15 protein-coding genes are annotated in these 17,465 nt (G+C 72.3%); 11 read left to right on the top strand and 4 right to left on the bottom strand.

Annotation, left to right across the window (positions count from 1 at the left end):
• Nucleotides 1-276: 276 nt before the first annotated feature.
• Nucleotides 277-1,491 carry an ABC transporter substrate-binding protein gene (locus EAO72_RS23385; protein ID WP_187285185.1) on the bottom strand — a complete coding sequence of 405 codons (1,215 nt, stop codon included), beginning with the start codon at nucleotides 1,489-1,491 and terminating at the stop codon, nucleotides 277-279.
• Nucleotides 1,492-1,751: 260 nt separating this feature from the next.
• Between EAO72_RS23385 and EAO72_RS23380 the strand changes: the two genes are divergently transcribed.
• The 3 genes from EAO72_RS23380 (at nucleotide 1,752) to EAO72_RS23370 (ending at nucleotide 4,779) form a co-directional block, all read left to right on the top strand.
• Nucleotides 1,752-3,059 (top strand): phytase, encoded by a 1,308-nt coding sequence (locus EAO72_RS23380; RefSeq protein ID WP_148019235.1) that lies wholly within the window; start codon nucleotides 1,752-1,754, stop codon nucleotides 3,057-3,059.
• Between the two features lie 72 nt (nucleotides 3,060-3,131).
• Nucleotides 3,132-4,109: an inorganic phosphate transporter gene (locus EAO72_RS23375; RefSeq protein WP_148019234.1), complete on the top strand. Its 978-nt coding sequence runs from the start codon at nucleotides 3,132-3,134 to the stop codon at nucleotides 4,107-4,109.
• A 34-nt stretch (nucleotides 4,110-4,143) separates the two neighbouring features.
• A complete protein-coding gene (locus EAO72_RS23370) occupies nucleotides 4,144-4,779 on the top strand; it encodes a DUF47 domain-containing protein (protein ID WP_148019233.1) in 636 nt (211 codons plus the stop codon).
• Between the two features lie 136 nt (nucleotides 4,780-4,915).
• Here EAO72_RS23370 and EAO72_RS23365 read toward each other — a convergent pair whose 3' ends face one another.
• Nucleotides 4,916-5,659: a GntR family transcriptional regulator gene (locus tag EAO72_RS23365; protein WP_148019232.1), complete on the bottom strand. Its 744-nt coding sequence runs from the start codon at nucleotides 5,657-5,659 to the stop codon at nucleotides 4,916-4,918.
• A gap of 173 nt (nucleotides 5,660-5,832) precedes the next feature.
• Here EAO72_RS23365 and EAO72_RS23360 point away from each other — a divergent pair, with 173 nt between their 5' ends.
• Genes EAO72_RS23360 through iolD form a run of 6 tightly spaced genes read left to right on the top strand, consistent with a single transcriptional unit; the run spans nucleotide 5,833 to nucleotide 12,261 of the window.
• Nucleotides 5,833-6,831 (top strand): Gfo/Idh/MocA family protein, encoded by a 999-nt coding sequence (locus tag EAO72_RS23360; RefSeq protein ID WP_148019231.1) that lies wholly within the window; start codon nucleotides 5,833-5,835, stop codon nucleotides 6,829-6,831.
• On the top strand, nucleotides 6,828-7,688 hold the full coding sequence (locus EAO72_RS23355) for a TIM barrel protein (protein ID WP_148019230.1): 861 nt from the start codon (nucleotides 6,828-6,830) through the stop codon (nucleotides 7,686-7,688). Before EAO72_RS23360 ends, EAO72_RS23355 begins: the two co-directional genes overlap by 4 nt.
• On the top strand, nucleotides 7,685-8,698 hold the full coding sequence (gene iolC, locus EAO72_RS23350) for a 5-dehydro-2-deoxygluconokinase (protein ID WP_148019229.1): 1,014 nt from the start codon (nucleotides 7,685-7,687) through the stop codon (nucleotides 8,696-8,698). The genes EAO72_RS23355 and iolC overlap by 4 nt, the downstream gene beginning before the upstream one ends.
• Entirely contained in the window at nucleotides 8,691-9,566 is an 876-nt protein-coding gene (locus EAO72_RS23345; protein WP_148019228.1) for a Cgl0159 family (beta/alpha)8-fold protein, read from the top strand. Before iolC ends, EAO72_RS23345 begins: the two co-directional genes overlap by 8 nt.
• An 11-nt stretch (nucleotides 9,567-9,577) precedes the next feature.
• Nucleotides 9,578-10,408 carry a 5-deoxy-glucuronate isomerase gene (gene iolB, locus EAO72_RS23340; protein ID WP_148019227.1) on the top strand — a complete coding sequence of 277 codons (831 nt, stop codon included), beginning with the start codon at nucleotides 9,578-9,580 and terminating at the stop codon, nucleotides 10,406-10,408.
• Complete coding sequence (iolD, locus tag EAO72_RS23335) at nucleotides 10,405-12,261, top strand: 3D-(3,5/4)-trihydroxycyclohexane-1,2-dione acylhydrolase (decyclizing) (RefSeq protein ID WP_148019226.1); 1,857 nt, start codon at nucleotides 10,405-10,407, stop codon at nucleotides 12,259-12,261. Before iolB ends, iolD begins: the two co-directional genes overlap by 4 nt.
• A gap of 142 nt (nucleotides 12,262-12,403) precedes the next feature.
• Here the strand turns inward: iolD and EAO72_RS23330 are convergent, their stop codons facing one another.
• Nucleotides 12,404-13,090, bottom strand: coding sequence for an HAD family hydrolase (locus tag EAO72_RS23330; RefSeq protein WP_148021983.1), 687 nt, complete (start codon nucleotides 13,088-13,090; stop codon nucleotides 12,404-12,406).
• A 116-nt stretch (nucleotides 13,091-13,206) separates the two neighbouring features.
• Here EAO72_RS23330 and EAO72_RS23325 point away from each other — a divergent pair, with 116 nt between their 5' ends.
• Both EAO72_RS23325 and EAO72_RS23320 read left to right on the top strand, forming a co-directional pair.
• Nucleotides 13,207-15,789: a bifunctional FO biosynthesis protein CofGH gene (locus EAO72_RS23325; RefSeq protein WP_148019225.1), complete on the top strand. Its 2,583-nt coding sequence runs from the start codon at nucleotides 13,207-13,209 to the stop codon at nucleotides 15,787-15,789.
• Between the two features lie 51 nt (nucleotides 15,790-15,840).
• Complete coding sequence (locus tag EAO72_RS23320; RefSeq protein ID WP_148019224.1) at nucleotides 15,841-16,308, top strand: hypothetical protein; 468 nt, start codon at nucleotides 15,841-15,843, stop codon at nucleotides 16,306-16,308.
• A 21-nt stretch (nucleotides 16,309-16,329) separates the two neighbouring features.
• Here the strand turns inward: EAO72_RS23320 and EAO72_RS23315 are convergent, their stop codons facing one another.
• Nucleotides 16,330-17,280 (bottom strand): SDR family oxidoreductase, encoded by a 951-nt coding sequence (locus EAO72_RS23315; RefSeq protein ID WP_148019223.1) that lies wholly within the window; start codon nucleotides 17,278-17,280, stop codon nucleotides 16,330-16,332.
• Nucleotides 17,281-17,465: the final 185 nt, after the last annotated feature.

The raw sequence follows: 17,465 nt of genomic DNA, 5'->3' as shown, positions 1-17,465 counted from the left end.
TCATCACTGCCCGGCACTCAGAGGGGCCCTGGCCTGGCTGGCGCTGTTCAAGAACGACAGCTCGGGCGGGCGGATCGGCTGCGGGGGCGGAGTCGGGGTCGGCCACGGCCATGGGCGTTCTCCAGTAAGGGGTTGCGTGGTCCGGCCGGCCCGTCGGGGGAGGCCGGGCCGGCCGGAAGGAGGGCTGGGGTCTGTCGTTTGGATCAGGCCGGACCCCGCGAGCCCGGCSTGATCCAYACGAAAGGCCCCAGGTCTGCGAGGGCGGTGCCGGGGAGGTCAGCTGTGGCTGATGCGCCACAGGTCCTGCATGGCCTCGGTGTCCGCGAAGTCCTTCGCCAGGTACTTGGGGTCGAAGGCGAACAGCTCCTTGTTCCAGTCGGTCAGACCGGCCGGGCTGAACGCGCCCTGCTTGACCGCCGTGCTGCCGGGGATCCCGCCGGCGCCCATCTCGTGGCTGATGCCTTCCTCGGTGAGGATGAAGTGGGTGAAGAGCTTGGCGGCGTTGGGGTGCTTGCTCTTCGTGGCGATCGCCGAGTACTTCGGGTAGAGGTAGCCGCTCCACGGCTTGAGCGTGTCGCAGACCCGCATCGAGTAGTTCTTCTCCTCGACGTCACGGAACTTGGCGTTGGACACGAGCCCGATGCGCGGCTGCTTCTGGTTCGGGGAGGCCACCGCGGCCGCCACGTCGTCGTCGGCTGAGGTGAGCACGGGAGAGTTCTTCGCCAGCCTGACGACCCACTCCTCGCCGGCCGACTTCTGCGAGGTCTTCAGCTCCTCGCCGGGGTTCGCCGTGCCGTAGGAGTCGCGCAGGGCCTGATCGGCGCCGTTGGACAGCTGGTTGAACCACTCGACGATGTTGGGCTTGCCCAGCGGGTCCTGGAGGGCGACCTTGCCCTTCCACTCGGGGTCGACCAGGTCCCAGATGTTGTCGACCGGGCAGCCCTTGGGGAAGAGCTTCGGGTTGTACACCCAGACGTTGGCCTTCTGCAGGACGAGCAGAGGGCTGCGGTTGGCCGCGGGGATCCCGTCCGCCAGGTCGGCGGGTATCCAGGTGTGGACGACCTTCTGCGGCAGCAGCTCGCCGACGAGGCTGGGGCCGTCCTCGTACAGCGTCATGTCGATGGTGACGTTGTCGGCCTGGGCCTCCCTGGTCATCTTCTCCAGGGTGTCGCCGACCTTGTTCTTCACGCCGGTCGCCTTGATGCCGTACTTGGCGGTGAAGGCCGTGGCGACCTTCGTGATGTCGCCCGAACTGTCGTAGACGGTGATCGAGCCCTCCTTCTTCGCGGCCGCCACCAGGGCGTCCAGGTCGAAGTCGGCCGCGGAGTCGATGACGGCGGACGGGGCGGCGCTGCCGGGGGCGGCGTCGTCACCGGTCTGGCTCGACGGTGCGCAGGCCGCTGCGCCGGCGAGTACGGCAAGTGCGGCTGCGAGAGCGATTCTTCGGGCCGGCCGCTGTGCGCCACCGGTGCCGCGAGTGCTGCTGGACAATGCCTGACCTCCTGCGTGGGCCCGGCGGAGCCGGGCTGCTCCTGAGTGGGTCGGCCTTCTCCCGAGTGGGTCGGGGCGACTTGGGGAGCAGCTTCCGCCCGCTTTCTTCACTATGTCAAGACATGCTGATGTAACTCTGTGGAAATCCACGGAGGTTGGTGCTTCTGCGAGGTGTTCATGTCCGCAGTCTTTTATGTCAGCACATACTTATGTACTGTCCTGGCCATCCCGCACCGCCCAACCCACTTCCGGGAGGCACGATGCACTTGCCCAGACGTCTCACCACGGTCTGTCTGGCGGCGGCGACCGCCGCACTGATGGCGACGCCGGCCAATCCCGCGGCAGCCTCGGACACCCCGTCCGTGTACGCCGTCAGCGAGACCCCCGCCCTGTACGACGACGCGGCCGGCGGCGACGCCAACGCGGACGACCCGGCGATCTGGTTCAACGCGGCGGACCCCGACGCCAGCCTGGTCATCGCCACCGCCAAGCAGGGCGGCCTGCGCGTCCACGACCTCGGCGGCGACGAGATCCAGTCGATCGCGGCGCCCGCCGCACCCGGGCCCGACAACGAGCCCGGCCGGTTCAACAACGTCGACCTGCTGTCGGGCCTGAAGATCAAGGGCGTCCGCACCGACATCGCCGTCGTCTCCGACCGCGGACGCGACCGGCTGCGGGTCTACGGGATCGACCGTCACCACCCCGGCGCCCCGCTCACCGACCTCACCGACCCGGCCGCACCCCGTGTCTTCAGCGCCACCGAGGCCGACGTGGACGACCAGCAGAGCGCGTACGGGCTCGCCACCTGGCGCAACGCCTCGAACGGCCGCTACTACGCGCTGGCCAGCCAGCGTCACACCACGCGCCTGGCGCTGATGGAGCTGACCGCCACCGCCGGCGGAACGGTCACGTACCACCGCATCCGGACGCTGGACCTGCCCTCCTCGTTCGACCTCGGCAACGGCACCCGCTGGACCCCCTGCGACGAGCCCGGCCGCACGCCCCAGGTCGAGGGCATGGTCGTGGACCCCGAGCGGGGCGTGCTCTACGCGGCCCAGGAGGACGTCGGCATCTGGCGGATGCGCGCCGACCTCACCGGAACTCCCCGCATCGTCGACAAGGTTCGCGAGTTCGGCGTTCCGGGCACGTATGACCCGGTGGCCGACGAGTGCACGGCCGGCGCGGACCCGGGAGCCGGCGGCGAGCGCATCACCGCCGACGTCGAGGGCCTGACGATCTACCGCGAGGACGACGGCGAGGGCTATCTGCTCGCCTCCAGCCAGGGCGACAACACCTTCGTCGCCTATGAGCGCGACGGCGACAACGACTACGTCGGCAACTTCCGGGTCGCCCCCGCGGCCGGCGCCGGCGCGATCGACGGCTCCGAGGAGTGCGACGGCGCGGCCGTGCTCAACGCCCCGCTGGGTGACGCGTACCCCCACGGTCTGCTCGTGGTCCACGACGGCTTCAACGCCCCCGACGTGACCGGGGAGGACGGAGAGGTCCGCACCAACACGAACTTCAAGTTCGTCGACTGGGACGACGTGGCCGACGAGTTGGACGACTGACGGCCCACGGGGCGGCGCGCACACCGGTCCACCGGGTGCGCGCCGCCCCCACCACGTGAGGTAGCACCTTCCTTGACCACCACCATCGCGCTCATCATCACCGCCCTGGCCTTCGTCCTCGTCTGCGGCGCCAACGACGGCGCCTCGCTGCTCGCCATGGCCGTACGCCACAGCAGCGGTTCGGCCGTTCCCGTCCTGCTGGCGCTGACCGCCGCGGTGGCGCTCGGGCCCGCCCTGTTCGGGGTGCGGGTGGCCCGCACCTTCACCGAAGGGCTGATCCCCGGCGACGCCGGGCACCCCGCGCTCATCTTCCTGTGCGGAGCCGCCGCCGCCCTGCTGCTCGTCGTGCTCCTCACCTGGCGGGGCATCCCCACCTCGATCACGCTGGCCGTCCTCGGCGGACTGGCCGGCGCCGGCTCCGGACTGGGCGAACGGCCGCAATGGGCCCGGCTCGGCCTGGTGCTCGGGATCGCGGCGGCGGCCCCGCTGATCGGCGCGGCCGCCGGGTTCGCGCTCGGCCGCGGTGCCCGCCGGATGCCGACGGTGCCCGGGATGCCGCGCCTGGTGCACGGAGCGCACATCGCCGCCTTCGGCTGCCAGTGCCTGGCCTACGCGGCCAACGACGGCCAGAAGATGTTCGCCGTCGCGGCTGTGGCGACGGCCGGCCACGTCGGCGGCAGCCTGGACACCCCGCCCGGCCTCGCACCGGCCGCCGCGGTGGCCCTCGTCTTCGCGGCGGGGGCCGTCCTCAGTCTGCGCAGGGTCTCCGGCGGGGCGTCGGTCCGGCTGCTGGCCGCCCGCCCCTGGCAGGTCGCCTCCGCCGAGATGGCCTCCTCCGCCACGGTGCTCTCCAGCGCCGCCCTGGGCGCGCCCGTGAGCATGACGCAGACGGTGATCGGCGGACTGGTGGGTGCGGGGGCCAGCGAGGGCGGCCGCCGGGTGCGCTGGCAGTTCGCCGTCCCTCTGGTCACCGCCTGGGGAGTGACCCTGCCCGCCGCCTACGCGGCCGGTCTGCTGGCCGGCCTGCTCGCCCGAGGAGTGACCGCATGACCTTCCGCAGACTCGTCGATGACGGAGTGACCGCATGACCTTCCGCAGACTCGTCGACGACCTCACCGGCCGCTCGCACCACCAGCTGACCGACCTGCTCGCCGCCCAACTCGACGCCGCCATCGAGGGGGTGGGGCTGGCGTCCGCGATGTCCGAGGGCACGCTCACACCCGCCGAGGCCCGCGAGGCCATGGTCGACGTCGAGCACCGGGGCGACACCGGCCGGGCCGGGCTCGTCGCCGAACTCGCCGTCGCCCTGACCACGCCGATCGACCGGGAGGACCTCTACCGCTTCTCCCGCAGTGTCGACGACGTCCTGGACAACCTCCGCGACCTGGTGCGCGAGACCGATCTGTACGGCGCCGAGGGCGAGCCCGCGGACCTGCCCGCGCTGGCCGGAGTGGCCGAGGGGCTGGCGATGCTGCGCGGCGCCGTCCAAGGGCTGGCCGACCGGCCGGGGGAGGTGGACGCGGCCACGGAGGCCGCCCGCAAGGCCGCCGGCCAGGTGCGCCGGCACTACCAGCTGGCCATGGCCGAACTGCTGCGCCAGGAGGTCGGCACCGACACCCTCACCCGGCGCGAACTGCTGCGCCGGCTCGACGTCGTGGGGCTGCGCCTGGGGGAGTCCGTGGCGGCCCTTTCGGACGCCATGCTGAAGCGCAGCCACTGAGGTCCGGGGCCCGTTTCGAGTTGCCCCGCGACGCCGCGGGCCGGCTCGGCACGGGCCCCGCGAGGAACGGGCGGTCGCGGACGCGCGGCAACCGGGCGGGCGGCCCGGAGCCCGCCCGCCCGGTGCCCGCCCCCGCTCAGTGCGCGGTCAGCGTCATCTCGAAGGAGTACCGGGACGCCCGGTAGAGGTGGGACCCGAACTCCACCGGGCGCCCCGAATCGCCCTGGACCGTGCGCTCCATGGTCAGCAGGGTGCCGTTGCGGCCCTCGTCCAGCAGCCGGGCCTCCGCCGCGGTCGCCTTGCGCGCCCCGATGTTCTGGCGGGCGGTGCGCAGGGAGATGCCGGCCCGCTTGAGCAGTTCGTAGAGCCCGTACTCGGTGAGTTCGTCCTCGGTCAGCGTCAGCAGGTCGGCCGGCAGGTGGTTCTGCATGACGGCGATGGGCTCGTCGTCCGCATACCTCAGCCTGCGCAGCGACACGGTGGGCGTGCCGGGTTCGACTTCGAGCGCGGCCGCGACGCTGCCCACGGCGGGCAGGGTCTCCATCGACAGCACCTCGGTACGCGGCCGGCGGTCGTCCCGCTTGAGGTCCTCGAAGAGGCTGGTCAGCTCGACCTGCCTGCGCACCCGGTTGTTGACCACCTGGGTGCCCACGCCGCGCTTGCGTGCGAGAAGCCCCTTGTCGACGAGATGCTGCATGGCCTGACGCATCGTCGGGCGGGAGAGGCCGAACTTGTCCGCCAGGGCGATCTCGTTCTCCAGCCGGGTGCCGGGCGCCAACGTGCCGGACTCGATGAGCTGTTGGAGCTGCTGCGCGACCTGGAAGTACAGCGGTACGGGACTGCTGCGGTCGATGCTTATCAGCCTGGTGATCGATTCCATGGGGACTCCTCGACGCGTAGAACCAGGCGTTCAGTATGCCGCACGGTTCGACTCAAGCTCTATACGTATATATGTCAGAACAAATGCTTGACTCGTTGTGAGTGCCGAGGATACAAATCAGGGGCAGGGATCAGACAGGAATCCACTCCTCCTCGAACCGGAGGCATTCGCGCATGCGCATCGGACTCATCGGTACCGGCCGGATCGGCACGTTCCACGCCGAGACCCTGATCGGACTCCCCGCCGTCACGCGGGTCGTCCTCCACGACGCTCTGGAACGCCAGGCACACGAACTGGCCGTCAAACTCGGTGCCGAGCACGCCCCCGACCTCGACGGACTGCTGGGCTCCGGCCCGGACGGCATCGTGATCGCCGCTCCCACCGCCTTTCACGCGGACCTCGTACGGGCCGCCGCCCGCGCCGGAGTCCCCGTCTTCTGCGAGAAGCCGATCGCCGGCACCCTCGAAGGGACCCGCGCCCTGCTGGCCGAGCTGGACGGCACCGGCGTCCCGCTCCAGGTCGGCTTCCAGCGCCGCTTCGACGCCGGCTACACGGAGCTGCGCGACGCGGTCGCCGCCGGTGAACTGGGCTGGCTGCACACCGTCCGGGCCTGCACCGCCGACCCGGCGCCACCACCGGCCGGATACCTGCCCGCGTCGGGCGGCATCTTCCGCGACTGCGCCGTGCACGACTTCGACAGCGTCCGCTGGGTCACCGGCCGCGAGGTCGTCGAGGTCAGCGCCACCGGCGCCAACCGGGGCGACCCCTGCTTCACCGCCGCCGGAGACGTCGACACCGCCGTCACCGTCCTCACCCTCGACGACGGCACGCTCGTGACCTGCACTGCCACCCGCTACAACGGCGCCGGATACGACGTACGGATGGAAGTGGCCGGCTCCACGGGCACCCTGGCCACCGGCCTCGACCCGCACGCACCGCTCCGCTTCACCGCCGGCGGACCGCAGCCCGGGGCCGTCTCCCACGACGGATTCCTCAGCCGCTTCCGCGACGCGTACATCGCCGAGCTGACCGCCTTCACCGAAGTGGCCGCGGGTACCCGCCCCAGTCCCTGCACCGGGGACGACGCGCTGGCGGCCCTGCTGATCGCCGAGGCGGCCGACCTTTCGTGCCGTACCGGCCGACCCGTACGAGTAGAGGAGGCGGGCCGATGATCCGCGTCGCCGGAGCGCCCATTTCCTGGGGTGTCTGCGAAGTTCCGGGCTGGGGACACCAGATGGAGCCCGATCGGGTGCTGGAGGAGATGGCCGCCGCTGGTCTCGCCGCCACCGAGTTCGGACCCGACGGCTTCCTGCCACAGGATCCGGACGCCCGCACGGCCCTGCTCGCCGGACACGGACTGACCGCCGTCGGCGGATTCGTCCCCGTCGTACTGCACGACCCCGGCAGCGACCCGCTGCCCGAAGTCCGCCGCGCCCTGGCCGGGTTCGGGTCCGCCCGGACGCTGGTCCTCGCCGCCGCGACCGGGTCGGACGGCTACGACGCCCGCCCCGAACTCTCCGCGCGGGAATGGGGGGCGCTGCTGGACAACCTCGACCGGATCGCCGCACACGCGGCGCACGAGGGCATCACCGCCACCCTGCACCCGCACATCGGCACGATGGTCGAGGGCCCCGAGGAGGTCGAGCGCGTCCTCGCCGGCAGCACCGTCCCCCTCTGCCTGGACACCGGCCATCTGCTGGCCGGCGGCAGCGACCCCGTGGACCTGGCCCGCCGGGCCGCCGACCGCATCGCCCACGTCCACCTCAAGGACGTCGACGCGGCGCTCGCCGCCCGCGTACGGGGCGGCGAGGTCACGTACACCGAAGCCGTCCGCACCGGGCTCTACCAGCCGCTCGGCCAGGGTGATGTGGACATCTCCGCGATCACCGCGGCCCTGGACGCGGCCGGCTACACCGGCTGGTACGTCCTCGAACAGGACACCGTGCTCGACGCCGAACCGGCCCTCGGCCAAGGCCCGTTGGCCGACGTCGTGACATCCCTGGCCCATCTGCGCAAGGTGACGTCATGACCGCCGCACCATCCGCGCAAGGTGACGTCGTGACCACCGCGCCGACCGCGCCCGAGGTGCTCGTCATGGGACGGCTCGGCGTGGACCTCTACCCGCTCCAGCAGGGCGTGGGCCTGGCCGACGTCGAGACCTTCGGCAAACACCTGGGCGGCAGCGCCGCCAACGTCGCGGTCGCCGCCGCCCGCCACGGCCGCCGCACCGCCCTGATCAGCCGCACCGGGCAGGACCCCTTCGGCGACTACCTCCGGGCCGAGCTCGGCCGTTACGGGGTCGACGCCGCCCGGGTCCGTCCCGTCGCCGGACCCCCGACCCCGGTCACCTTCTGCGAGGTCTTCCCTCCCGACGACTTCCCCATCTGGTTCTACCGCCCGCCCGGCACCCCGGACCTCCGGATCCACCCCGAGGAACTGGACCCGGACGAGGTCCGCGCGGCCCAACTCCTCTGGATCACCGGCACCGGGCTCTCCGCCGAACCCAGCGCGGCCGCCCACCTCGCCGCCCTCACCGCCCGGGACCGCTCGGGGATCACCGTCCTCGACCTCGACTACCGGCCCGGGCTCTGGCCCTCCCCGCAGGCCGCGGGACCCGCCCTGCGGGCCGCCCTCGCCGGGGCCACCGTGGCCGTCGGCAACCTCGACGAGTGCGAGGCGGCCGTCGGCGAGCGCGACCCGGACGCCGCGGCCGACGCCCTGCTGGCCACCGGCATCGCACTCGCCGTGGTCAAGCAGGGACCCGCCGGAGTGCTGGCCCGCACCGCCACCGAACGGGTCGTCGTCGCCCCCCACCCCGTCCGGGTCGTCAACGGCCTCGGAGCGGGCGACGCCTTCGGCGGCGCCCTGTGCCACGGCCTGCTCGCGGGCTGGCCCCTCGAACGGACCCTCCGCTTCGCCAACGCCGCAGGCGCCTACGTCGCGGGGCGGCTCTTCTGCGCCCCCGACATGCCGACTACCCCCCAGGTGGAGGACATGATGGAACACGCCCACTCCCAGGAAGCGGCACCGCATGCGTGACGGAGTGCTGCACACCCTGATGGAGACCCGGGCCCGGCGGCCGGAGGCGATCGCCGAGGCCGCGCAGCGACGCCGCAAGCGCCCGATGGTCCAGCCGTCCGGCCGGCTGATGCTGGTCGCCGCCGACCATCCGGCCCGCGGCGCCCTCGCCGTACGCGGCCGGGCCGACGCCATGGCGAACCGCGTCGGACTGCTCGACCGCCTGCTCACCGCCCTCGCACGCCCCGGGGTGGACGGCGTGCTCGGCACCCCCGACGTGCTGGAGGACCTGCTGCTCCTCGGCGCCCTCGACGACAAGGTCGTCATCGGTTCCATGAACCGCGGCGGCGTGCCCGGGACCGCGTTCGAGATCGACGACCGCTTCACCGCCTACGACGCGGCCTCGATCGACGAGATGGGCTTCAACGCCGGCAAGATGCTGTTGCGCATCGACCCGACCGACCCCGCCACCGCCTCCACCCTGGCGGGCTGCGCGAGCGCCGTCTCCGAGCTGGCCGACCGCAGACTTCCGGCCCTGGTCGAACCCTTCTGGGTCGAGCGCCTGGCGGACGGGCGGGCGGCCAACGACCTGCGGCCCGCGTCCATGATCCGGGCGCTGGCCATCGCCCAGGGGCTGGGCCGCACCTCCGCCTACACCTGGCTCAAGGTGCCGGTGGTCGACAACATGGAGAGGGTGATGGAGGCGTCGACGCTTCCCGCGCTGCTGCTCGGCGGAGACCCTCCGGGCAGCCCCGACGACACGTACGCCTCCTGGGAGAAGGCGCTCCGGCTCCCCACCGTGCGCGGCCTGGTCGCCGGCCGGTCGCTGCTCTACCCGCCCGACGACGACGTGGCCGCAGCGGTGGACACCGCCGTCGGCCTGCTGTGAGAGGAGACGCCATGGACGGCCATCAGCCCGCGGGCAGCACCGCACACGGCCCCTGGACCGTGGACACCGGTATGCGGCACACGGGACTCAGGGTCCTGGAACTCGAACCGGGCGGCTCGCAGTCCTTCGGTACGCAGGAACGCGAGGTCATCGTGGTCCCCCTGTCCGGATCCTGCTCCGTGCGCTGCGGGACCGAGGAGTTCGAACTGGCCGGGCGCCCCGGCGTCTTCGCGGGCGTGAGCGACTTCGCGTACGTCCCCCGGCGCAGCGACGCCGTCATCGGCAGCCCCGGCGGCGGCCGGTTCGCGCTGGCGAGCGGAACGGCCCGGCGGGACCTGCCGTTCCGCCGCGGACCGGCCGACGGGGTACCGGTGGAGACCCGCGGCGCGGGCTCCTGCCTGCGCCGGGTCCACAACCTGGCCAGCGCCGACGGCTTCCCGTGCGACCGGCTGATCGTGGTGGAGGTCCTCACGCCGGACGGGAACTGGTCCAGCTATCCGCCGCACAAGCACGACGAGCACACCGCGACGGAGTCGGAGCTGGAGGAGGTCTACTACTTCGAGATCGGCCGCGGCGGCTTCGGCCACCACCGGCTCGGCGGCAGCCCGCCCGGCCCCGCCGGCGAGACGGCCGAGGTCCGCACCGGTGACGTGGTGCTGGTCCCGGACGGCTGGCACGGCCCGTCCGCCGCCCTGCCCGGCTACCCGATGTACTACCTCAACGTGATGGCCGGCCCGCACGACGAGCGCGCCTGGCGGATCACCGACGACCCGGCGCACGCCTGGATCCGCGACACGTGGAACTCCACCGGGGCCACACCCTCCACGGAAGGGACATCATGATCCGGCTGACCGTCGCCCAGGCGCTGGTGCGCTTCCTGGTCGCCCAGCACACCGAACGGGACGGCGAGAGCCGGCGCCTGTTCGCCGGCTGTTTCGGCATCTTCGGGCACGGCAACGTGGCCGGGCTGGGGCAGGCGCTGTGGGAGAACCGCGACCTGACGTACTACCAGGCCCGCAACGAGCAGGCGATGGTGCACACCGCCGCCGCGTACGCCCGGATGACCGACCGCCTCTCGACCTTCGCCTGCACCTCCTCGGTCGGCCCCGGCGCCACCAACATGATCACCGCCGCCGCCGGAGCCACCATCAACCGGCTGCCCGTCCTCCTCCTGCCCGGGGACACCTTCGCCACCCGCGTCGCCGAACCGGTGCTCCAGCAGCTGGAGACGCCGTGGGCGGGCGATGTGACCGTCAACGACGCCTTCCGCCCCGTCTCCCGGTACTTCGACCGCATCGGCCGCCCCGAGCAGCTGATCGGCGCCGCCCTGGCCGCCGTACGCACGCTCACCGACCCGGTGGACACCGGCGCGGTGACGCTCGCGCTGCCCCAGGACGTCCAGGCGGAGGCGTACGACTGGCCGGAGGAGTTCCTGGCCCGCCGGGTGTGGCGCATCGACCGCCCGGCCCCGCAGAACGGGGTCCTGGCCGACGCCGTCCGGATGATCCGGTCCGCCCGCCGCCCGCTCGTCGTGGCCGGCGGGGGCGTCGTCTACGCGGGGGCCACGGAGGCGCTGGACGCCTTCGCCCGCGCCACCGGTATCCCGGTCGCCGAGACCCAGGCGGGCAAGGGCGCGCTCCGGCACGGCCACCCGTCCTCGGCGGGCGCCATCGGGCACACCGGCACGACGGCGGCCGACACGCTGGCCCGCGAGGCCGACCTGGTCATCGGCATCGGCACCCGCTACAGCGACTTCACGACCGCCTCGCACACCCAGTTTGCCGGCCCCGGCGTCCGCTTCCTCAACATCAACGTGGCCCGCCTCGACGCGGTCAAGCACGCCGGCCTCGCGATGGTCGCCGACGCCCGCGAGGCCCTGGAGGCGCTGACCGCCGCACTGGCGGACTGGCAGGTGCCGCCGGAGCACCGCGCGCGGACCGCGGCCCTGGCCCGCGCCTGGGACACGGCGGTGGACGCCGCCTACCACCTGGGCCACACCCCGAAACCGGCCCAGTCCGAGGTGGTCGGCGCGGTCAACGAGGCGGCCGGCGAGGACGGTGTGGTGATCTGCGCGGCCGGATCGCTCCCGGGCGACCTGCACAAACTGTGGCGGCCCGCGGATCCGAAGCAGTACCACGTCGAATACGGCTACTCCTGCATGGGCTACGAGATCGCCGGCGGCCTCGGCGTGAAACTCGCCGCCCCGGAGCGCGAGGTCTTCGTCATGGTGGGCGACGGCTCCTACCTGATGATGGCGCAGGAACTGGTGACGGCCGTCGCCGAAGGGGTCAAGCTCATCGTGGTCCTGGTCCAGAACCACGGCTACGCCTCGATCGGGGCGCTCTCCGAAACGGTCGGGGCACCCCGCTTCGGCACCTGGTACCGCTACCGCGACGCGGACAGCGGGGCGCTGGAGGGCGACCGGCTGCCCGTCGATCTGGCGGCCAACGCGGCGAGCCTGGGCGCGGACGTCCTGCGCGTCGCCACGATCGCGGAACTCCGCAAGGCGCTTGCCGAGGCCCGGGCCTCCGACCGGTGCACGGTGATCCACATCGAAACGGACCCGCTGGTGCCCGCGCCGTCCTCCGGCGCCTGGTGGGACGTGCCGGTCGCGGAGGTCTCCGACGCCCCGGAGACGAGGGCCGCCCGGGAGGCGTACGAGAAGGCGAAGTCGGAGCAGCGGCCCTACCTCTGAACGACCGCGCCGGCGGGGCCGGACGCCCGAGGCCCGTGCGGCGGTTGCGGCTACGGCGCCCGCGACGGCCGCGCGGTCGCGTCGCTCTGCCGACGGGGCCGGACGCTCCGGGTCCGTACGGCGGTTGCGGCCACGGCGCGCCCTACAGTGCCCGCAACGCCCTCGGACGCGGGGGCTCCGGTGCGTCCGGGACCTTGCTCAGCAGCGCGGGCAGCTCCGTCAGCGCGTTGATCCGGAAGTCCGCGGTCTCCACCACGTCCGGGTGGTCCGCCCACCAGTACCCGCACGCGCCCCGCCGGATGTGCGCCGCCCGCAGCCCGGAGGACTTGGCCGGGAACAGGTCGCCCGCCGGGTGGTCGCCCACGTACAGCGTCGACCGCGGCTCGGAACCGGACACCTCCAGGACTCGGGCGAAGAAGTCCGGGTCCGGTTTGGCGACGCCCCACTCGTCCGAGGTGACCACCAGGTCCGCGGGCAGGTCCAGCGCCCGCAGCAGTTCCCCGGCCCGCACCGTCCCGTTGCCCGCGACCACCACCCGTACGCCCAGCGAACGCAGTTCCGCCAGCGCCGGGCGGACGTCCGGGTAGAGGTCCGACTCGTCCAGGTGCTCGCCCCGCCCGGCGGCGGCGCGGGCCTGCGAGGCCTCGGCGACGTCCATGTCGGGACGCAGCATGCTCAGCGCGTCGGAACTGTCCCGGCCCTGGACGACCGCGGCCCCGACCAGCGCACTCAGCGTGTGCGGCGGGACGCCGAGCCAGTTGGCCCAGGACGCCCAGTAGCGGTCGTCGCGGACGAGTGTCTCGCCGATGTCGAAGACGATCGTTTCCATCACCGGGCCGAGCCTACGGGTCGAGGACCCTTGTACGGCCGAGGCGCCAGGGACGTGCGTGACCTGCGGGAGATCCGGCCGGTCACCGGGCGACTACTCGCTCGTATGCTCGGGTCATGACCGATCCTCAGCGCGGACGCCCCACCACCAACTCCATGCGACGTGCCCTCAAGCGTGCCAGAGACGGTGTCGCCCTCGACGTGGCCGAGGCCGCCGTCCTGCTCCAGGCGCGCGGCGACGATCTGACGGATCTCGCCGCCTCCGCCGCCCGGGTGCGGGACGCGGGCCTGGAGGCGGCGGGCCGGCCCGGTGTCATCACGTACTCCCGCAAGGTCTTCATCCCGCTGACCCGCCTCTGCCGCGACAAGTGCCACTACTGCACCTTCGTCACCGTCCCCGGCAAGCTGCGGCGCGAGGGCCACGGCATGTTCCTCTCCCCGGACGAGGTCCTCACCATCGCCCGCGAGGGTGCGGCGATGGGCTGCAAGGAAGCGCTGTTCACGCTCGGCGACCGGCCCGAGGACCGCTGGCCCGAGGCCCGGGAGTGGCTGGAGGCCGAGGGGTACGACGACACCCTCGCGTACGTACGCGCCATGGCGATCCGCGTCCTGGAGGAGACCGGTCTCCTCCCGCACCTCAACCCGGGCGTGATGACCTGGACCGATCTCCAGCGCCTCAAGCCCGTCGCCCCGTCCATGGGCATGATGCTGGAGACGACCGCGACCCGTCTGTGGTCCGAGCCCGGCGGCCCGCACCACGGCTCCCCGGACAAGGAACCGGCCGTCCGGCTGCGCGTACTCGAAGACGCCGGACGGTCCAACGTCCCCTTCACCACCGGCATCCTCATCGGCATCGGCGAGTCGTACGAGGAGCGCGCCGACTCCCTCTTCGAGCTGCGCAGGACCGCCCGCGCCTACCACGGCATCCAGGAAGTCATCGTCCAGAACTTCCGCGCCAAGCCCGACACGGCGATGCGCGCCATGCCGGACGCGGAACTGGAGGAACTGGCCGCCGCGATCGCCGTGGCCCGTCACATCCTCGGCCCGTCGGCCCGCATCCAGGCCCCGCCGAACCTCGTCGACGCCGAGTACGCGCTGATCGTCGGCGCCGGGATCGACGACTGGGGCGGCGTCTCCCCGCTCACCCCGGACCATGTGAACCCCGAACGCCCCTGGCCGCACATCGACGAACTCGCGGCCCGGACCGCAGAGGTAGGCTTCCAGCTCCGCGAACGGCTCACCATCTACCCCGAGTTCATCCAGCGCGGCGAGCCCTGGCTCGACCCACGCCTCCTCCCGCACGTCCGTGCCCTGGCCGACCCGGACACCGGCCTCGCGAAGGAAGGCGTCCTGCCCACCGGCCTGCCCTGGCAGGAGCCCGACGAGGGCTTCAACGCCTCCGGCCGCACGGACCTGCACCGCACCATCGACACCGAGGGCCGCACCGGCGACCGCCGCGACGACTTCGACGAGGTGTACGGGGACTGGGAGGCACTCCGCGAGGCGGCGGTACCCGGCATGGTCCCCTCCCGCATCGACACCGACGTGAAGGGCGCCCTGAGCCAGGCCGCCGCCGACCCGACGAAGCTCACCGACGCCCAGGCGCTCACCCTGCTCCACGCGGACGGGCCGGCCCTGGACGAGCTGTGCCGCATCGCGGACACCCTGCGCCGTGACGTGGTCGGCGACGACGTCACGTACATCGTCACGCGCAACATCAACTTCACCAACGTCTGCTACACCGGCTGCCGCTTCTGCGCCTTCGCCCAGCGGCGTACCGACGCCGACGCGTACACCCTGTCCCTGGACCAGGTCGCCGACCGGGCCGCGCAGGCGTGGGACGTCGGCGCGGTCGAGGTCTGCATGCAAGGTGGCATTCACCCGGACCTGCCCGGCACCGCTTACTTCGACATCGCGCGGGCGGTGAAGGAACGCGTGCCCGGCATGCACGTGCACGCCTTCTCGCCGATGGAGGTCGTCAACGGCGCGACCCGCACCGGGATGTCCATCCGCGACTGGCTGCTCGCCGCGAAGGAGGCCGGGCTCGGCTCCATCCCCGGCACGGCGGCGGAGATCCTCGACGACGAGGTCCGCTGGATCCTCACCAAGGGCAAGCTGCCGACGGCGGAGTGGCTGGAGGTCATCAGGACGGCCCACGAGGTGGGCCTGCGCTCCTCGTCCACGATGATGTACGGCCACGTCGACCAGCCCCGCCACTGGCTCGGCCACCTGCGCACCCTCGCCGGCCTCCAGCAGGAGACGGGCGGCTTCACGGAGTTCGTGACGCTCCCCTTCATCCACACGAACGCCCCCGTCTACCTGGCCGGCATCGCCCGCCCCGGCCCCACGGACCGCGACAACCGGGCGGTCACCGCGATGGCCCGCCTGTTGCTGCACCCGCACATCACCAACATCCAGACCAGCTGGGTGAAGCTGGGCACGGAGGGCGCGGCGGAGATGCTCCGCTCGGGCGCGAACGACCTGGGCGGCACGCTGATGGAGGAGACCATCTCCCGTATGGCCGGGTCGAGTTACGGCTCGTACAAGTCCGTACAGGACCTGATCGCCGTGGCCGAGGCCGCGGGCCGCCCGGCGAAGCCGCGTACGACGCTGTACGGGGAGGTGCCGCCGGAGCGCATCGCCGCCGCGGCGGCCTCGGACGGGCATCTGCCGGAACTGCTGCCGGTATTGCCGCGGTAGGGCCGGAGCGGAGGCCGCTTCCGGAGCTTCGGAAGCGGCCTCTTCGCGCGCATGTTCGCGTCGCGCACCACCAATGTCGCCGAAGCCCGCAAGGACCGGGTGCTGACCACGCTGGCCGCCATCACACACGCGGCCGATCCGGACATCGGTGCCATACTGAAGACGCTGTCCACCGCTCTGCGGGACGCACCGGAAAACATCGCCGATCCCCTAGTCGAACTCACCGCACAGGGTCTGGGCAGCCGCCCGGCCGCGCAACAGTGGAGGAACCTGGTGGCCGTGGACCTTTCTTTCTACAAGTCCGCCATCTCCGAGGAGATCCGGGACGAAGGCCGTTCGGAAGGCCGTGCCGAGGGCATCGCGCAGGGCATCCTGCTCTTTCTCGCACGGGCGGGCGTCGATGTTCCGGACGAGGCGCGCGAACGGATCACCACCTGTGGCGATCTCGACACCCTGAACCGCTGGCTCCTGCGGGCCCCGGCCGCCCGGTCTGTCGAGGACGTCTTCGCCGAGGAGTAGGAAGCCCCTTCGACCCAGCGGTTACCGGTATCCCGCCGCGTCGGCCGGCTTCCCCGCGCCGTCGACCTCGACCAGGTAGCGCCAGCAGTCCGGGCGTGACCCGTCGAGGTCGGTGAAGCCGTACTCCTGGGCGAGCTGCCCGCTGGACAGCGACTGGCCGTTCCAGCGGGCGAGGCCGGCGTCACCGGCCAGAGCGGCCACCGCACGCCCGACGTAGGCCGGACTCTCCGAAATGCAGAAGTGCGGCACCGTGCTCAGCGCGTCGCGCCAGTTGTCCTCGGCCACACCGAAGGCGTCGAGCATCATCTCCGAGCGCAGCCAGCCCGGGGTGAGCGCCACCGCCGTACCCCCGTGCGGCTTCAACTCGTGGGCCTGTACGAACGCCATGCGCAGCACGCTGTTCTTCACCAGGTCGTAGAAGTAGGAGTTGCGGTAGTTCGCGCTGTTGTACGCGGCCGTCCCGTCGGTCATCTCGACCACCAGCCCACCCGGCTGCCGCACCAGCAGCGGCAGCAGGAAGTGGCTGGTGATCGCGTGCGTCTCCACGCCCAGCCGGAGCAGCCGCAGCCCGTCGTCGAGGTCGTGCTCCCACACCGGCTTGTCGAACGCGAACAGCCGCTCGCCGCCCCAGATGTCGTTGACGAGCACGTCGAGCCGCCCCTGCTCGGCGTCGACGCGCTCGGCCAGCGCCCGGACCTGCTCGGGCACGAGGTGGTCGGCCGGCACCGCGATACCGGTTCCACCGGCTGCGGTGACGAGCTCCGCGGTCTCCTCGATCGTCTCCGGCCGGTCGTACTCCGATCGCCGCTCCCGCGTCGTGCGCCCCGTCACGTAGACGGTCGCACCCGCCGCGCCGAGCTGGACGGCGATGCCGCGCCCGGCACCGCGGGTGGCCCCGGCGACGAGGGCGATCTTTCCGCGGAGGGCGGGTGCGGGTGCCGATGCGGGTGCCGGATTCGATGGGTCGGACATGCGTCCCCCTGAGGTTCGTGGCTGACTGTTGTCCCTGGTCCGCGCGGGTCGTGGCCGAGGACCGGTGGCCCCATGCTGGACGCGAATCCGGACACGGTGTGTCTTATTTCTTCGTGTTCCTCACGCGGTTTCCGTGCGGGTACGGCGCAGCCCCGCACCGGGAAAGATCCGGTACGGGGCAGCGT

Source organism: Streptomyces sp. OR43, assembly GCF_008042275.1.
Taxonomy (GTDB): domain Bacteria; phylum Actinomycetota; class Actinomycetes; order Streptomycetales; family Streptomycetaceae; genus Streptomyces.
This window is presented reverse-complemented; position numbering and strand designations above follow the sequence as displayed.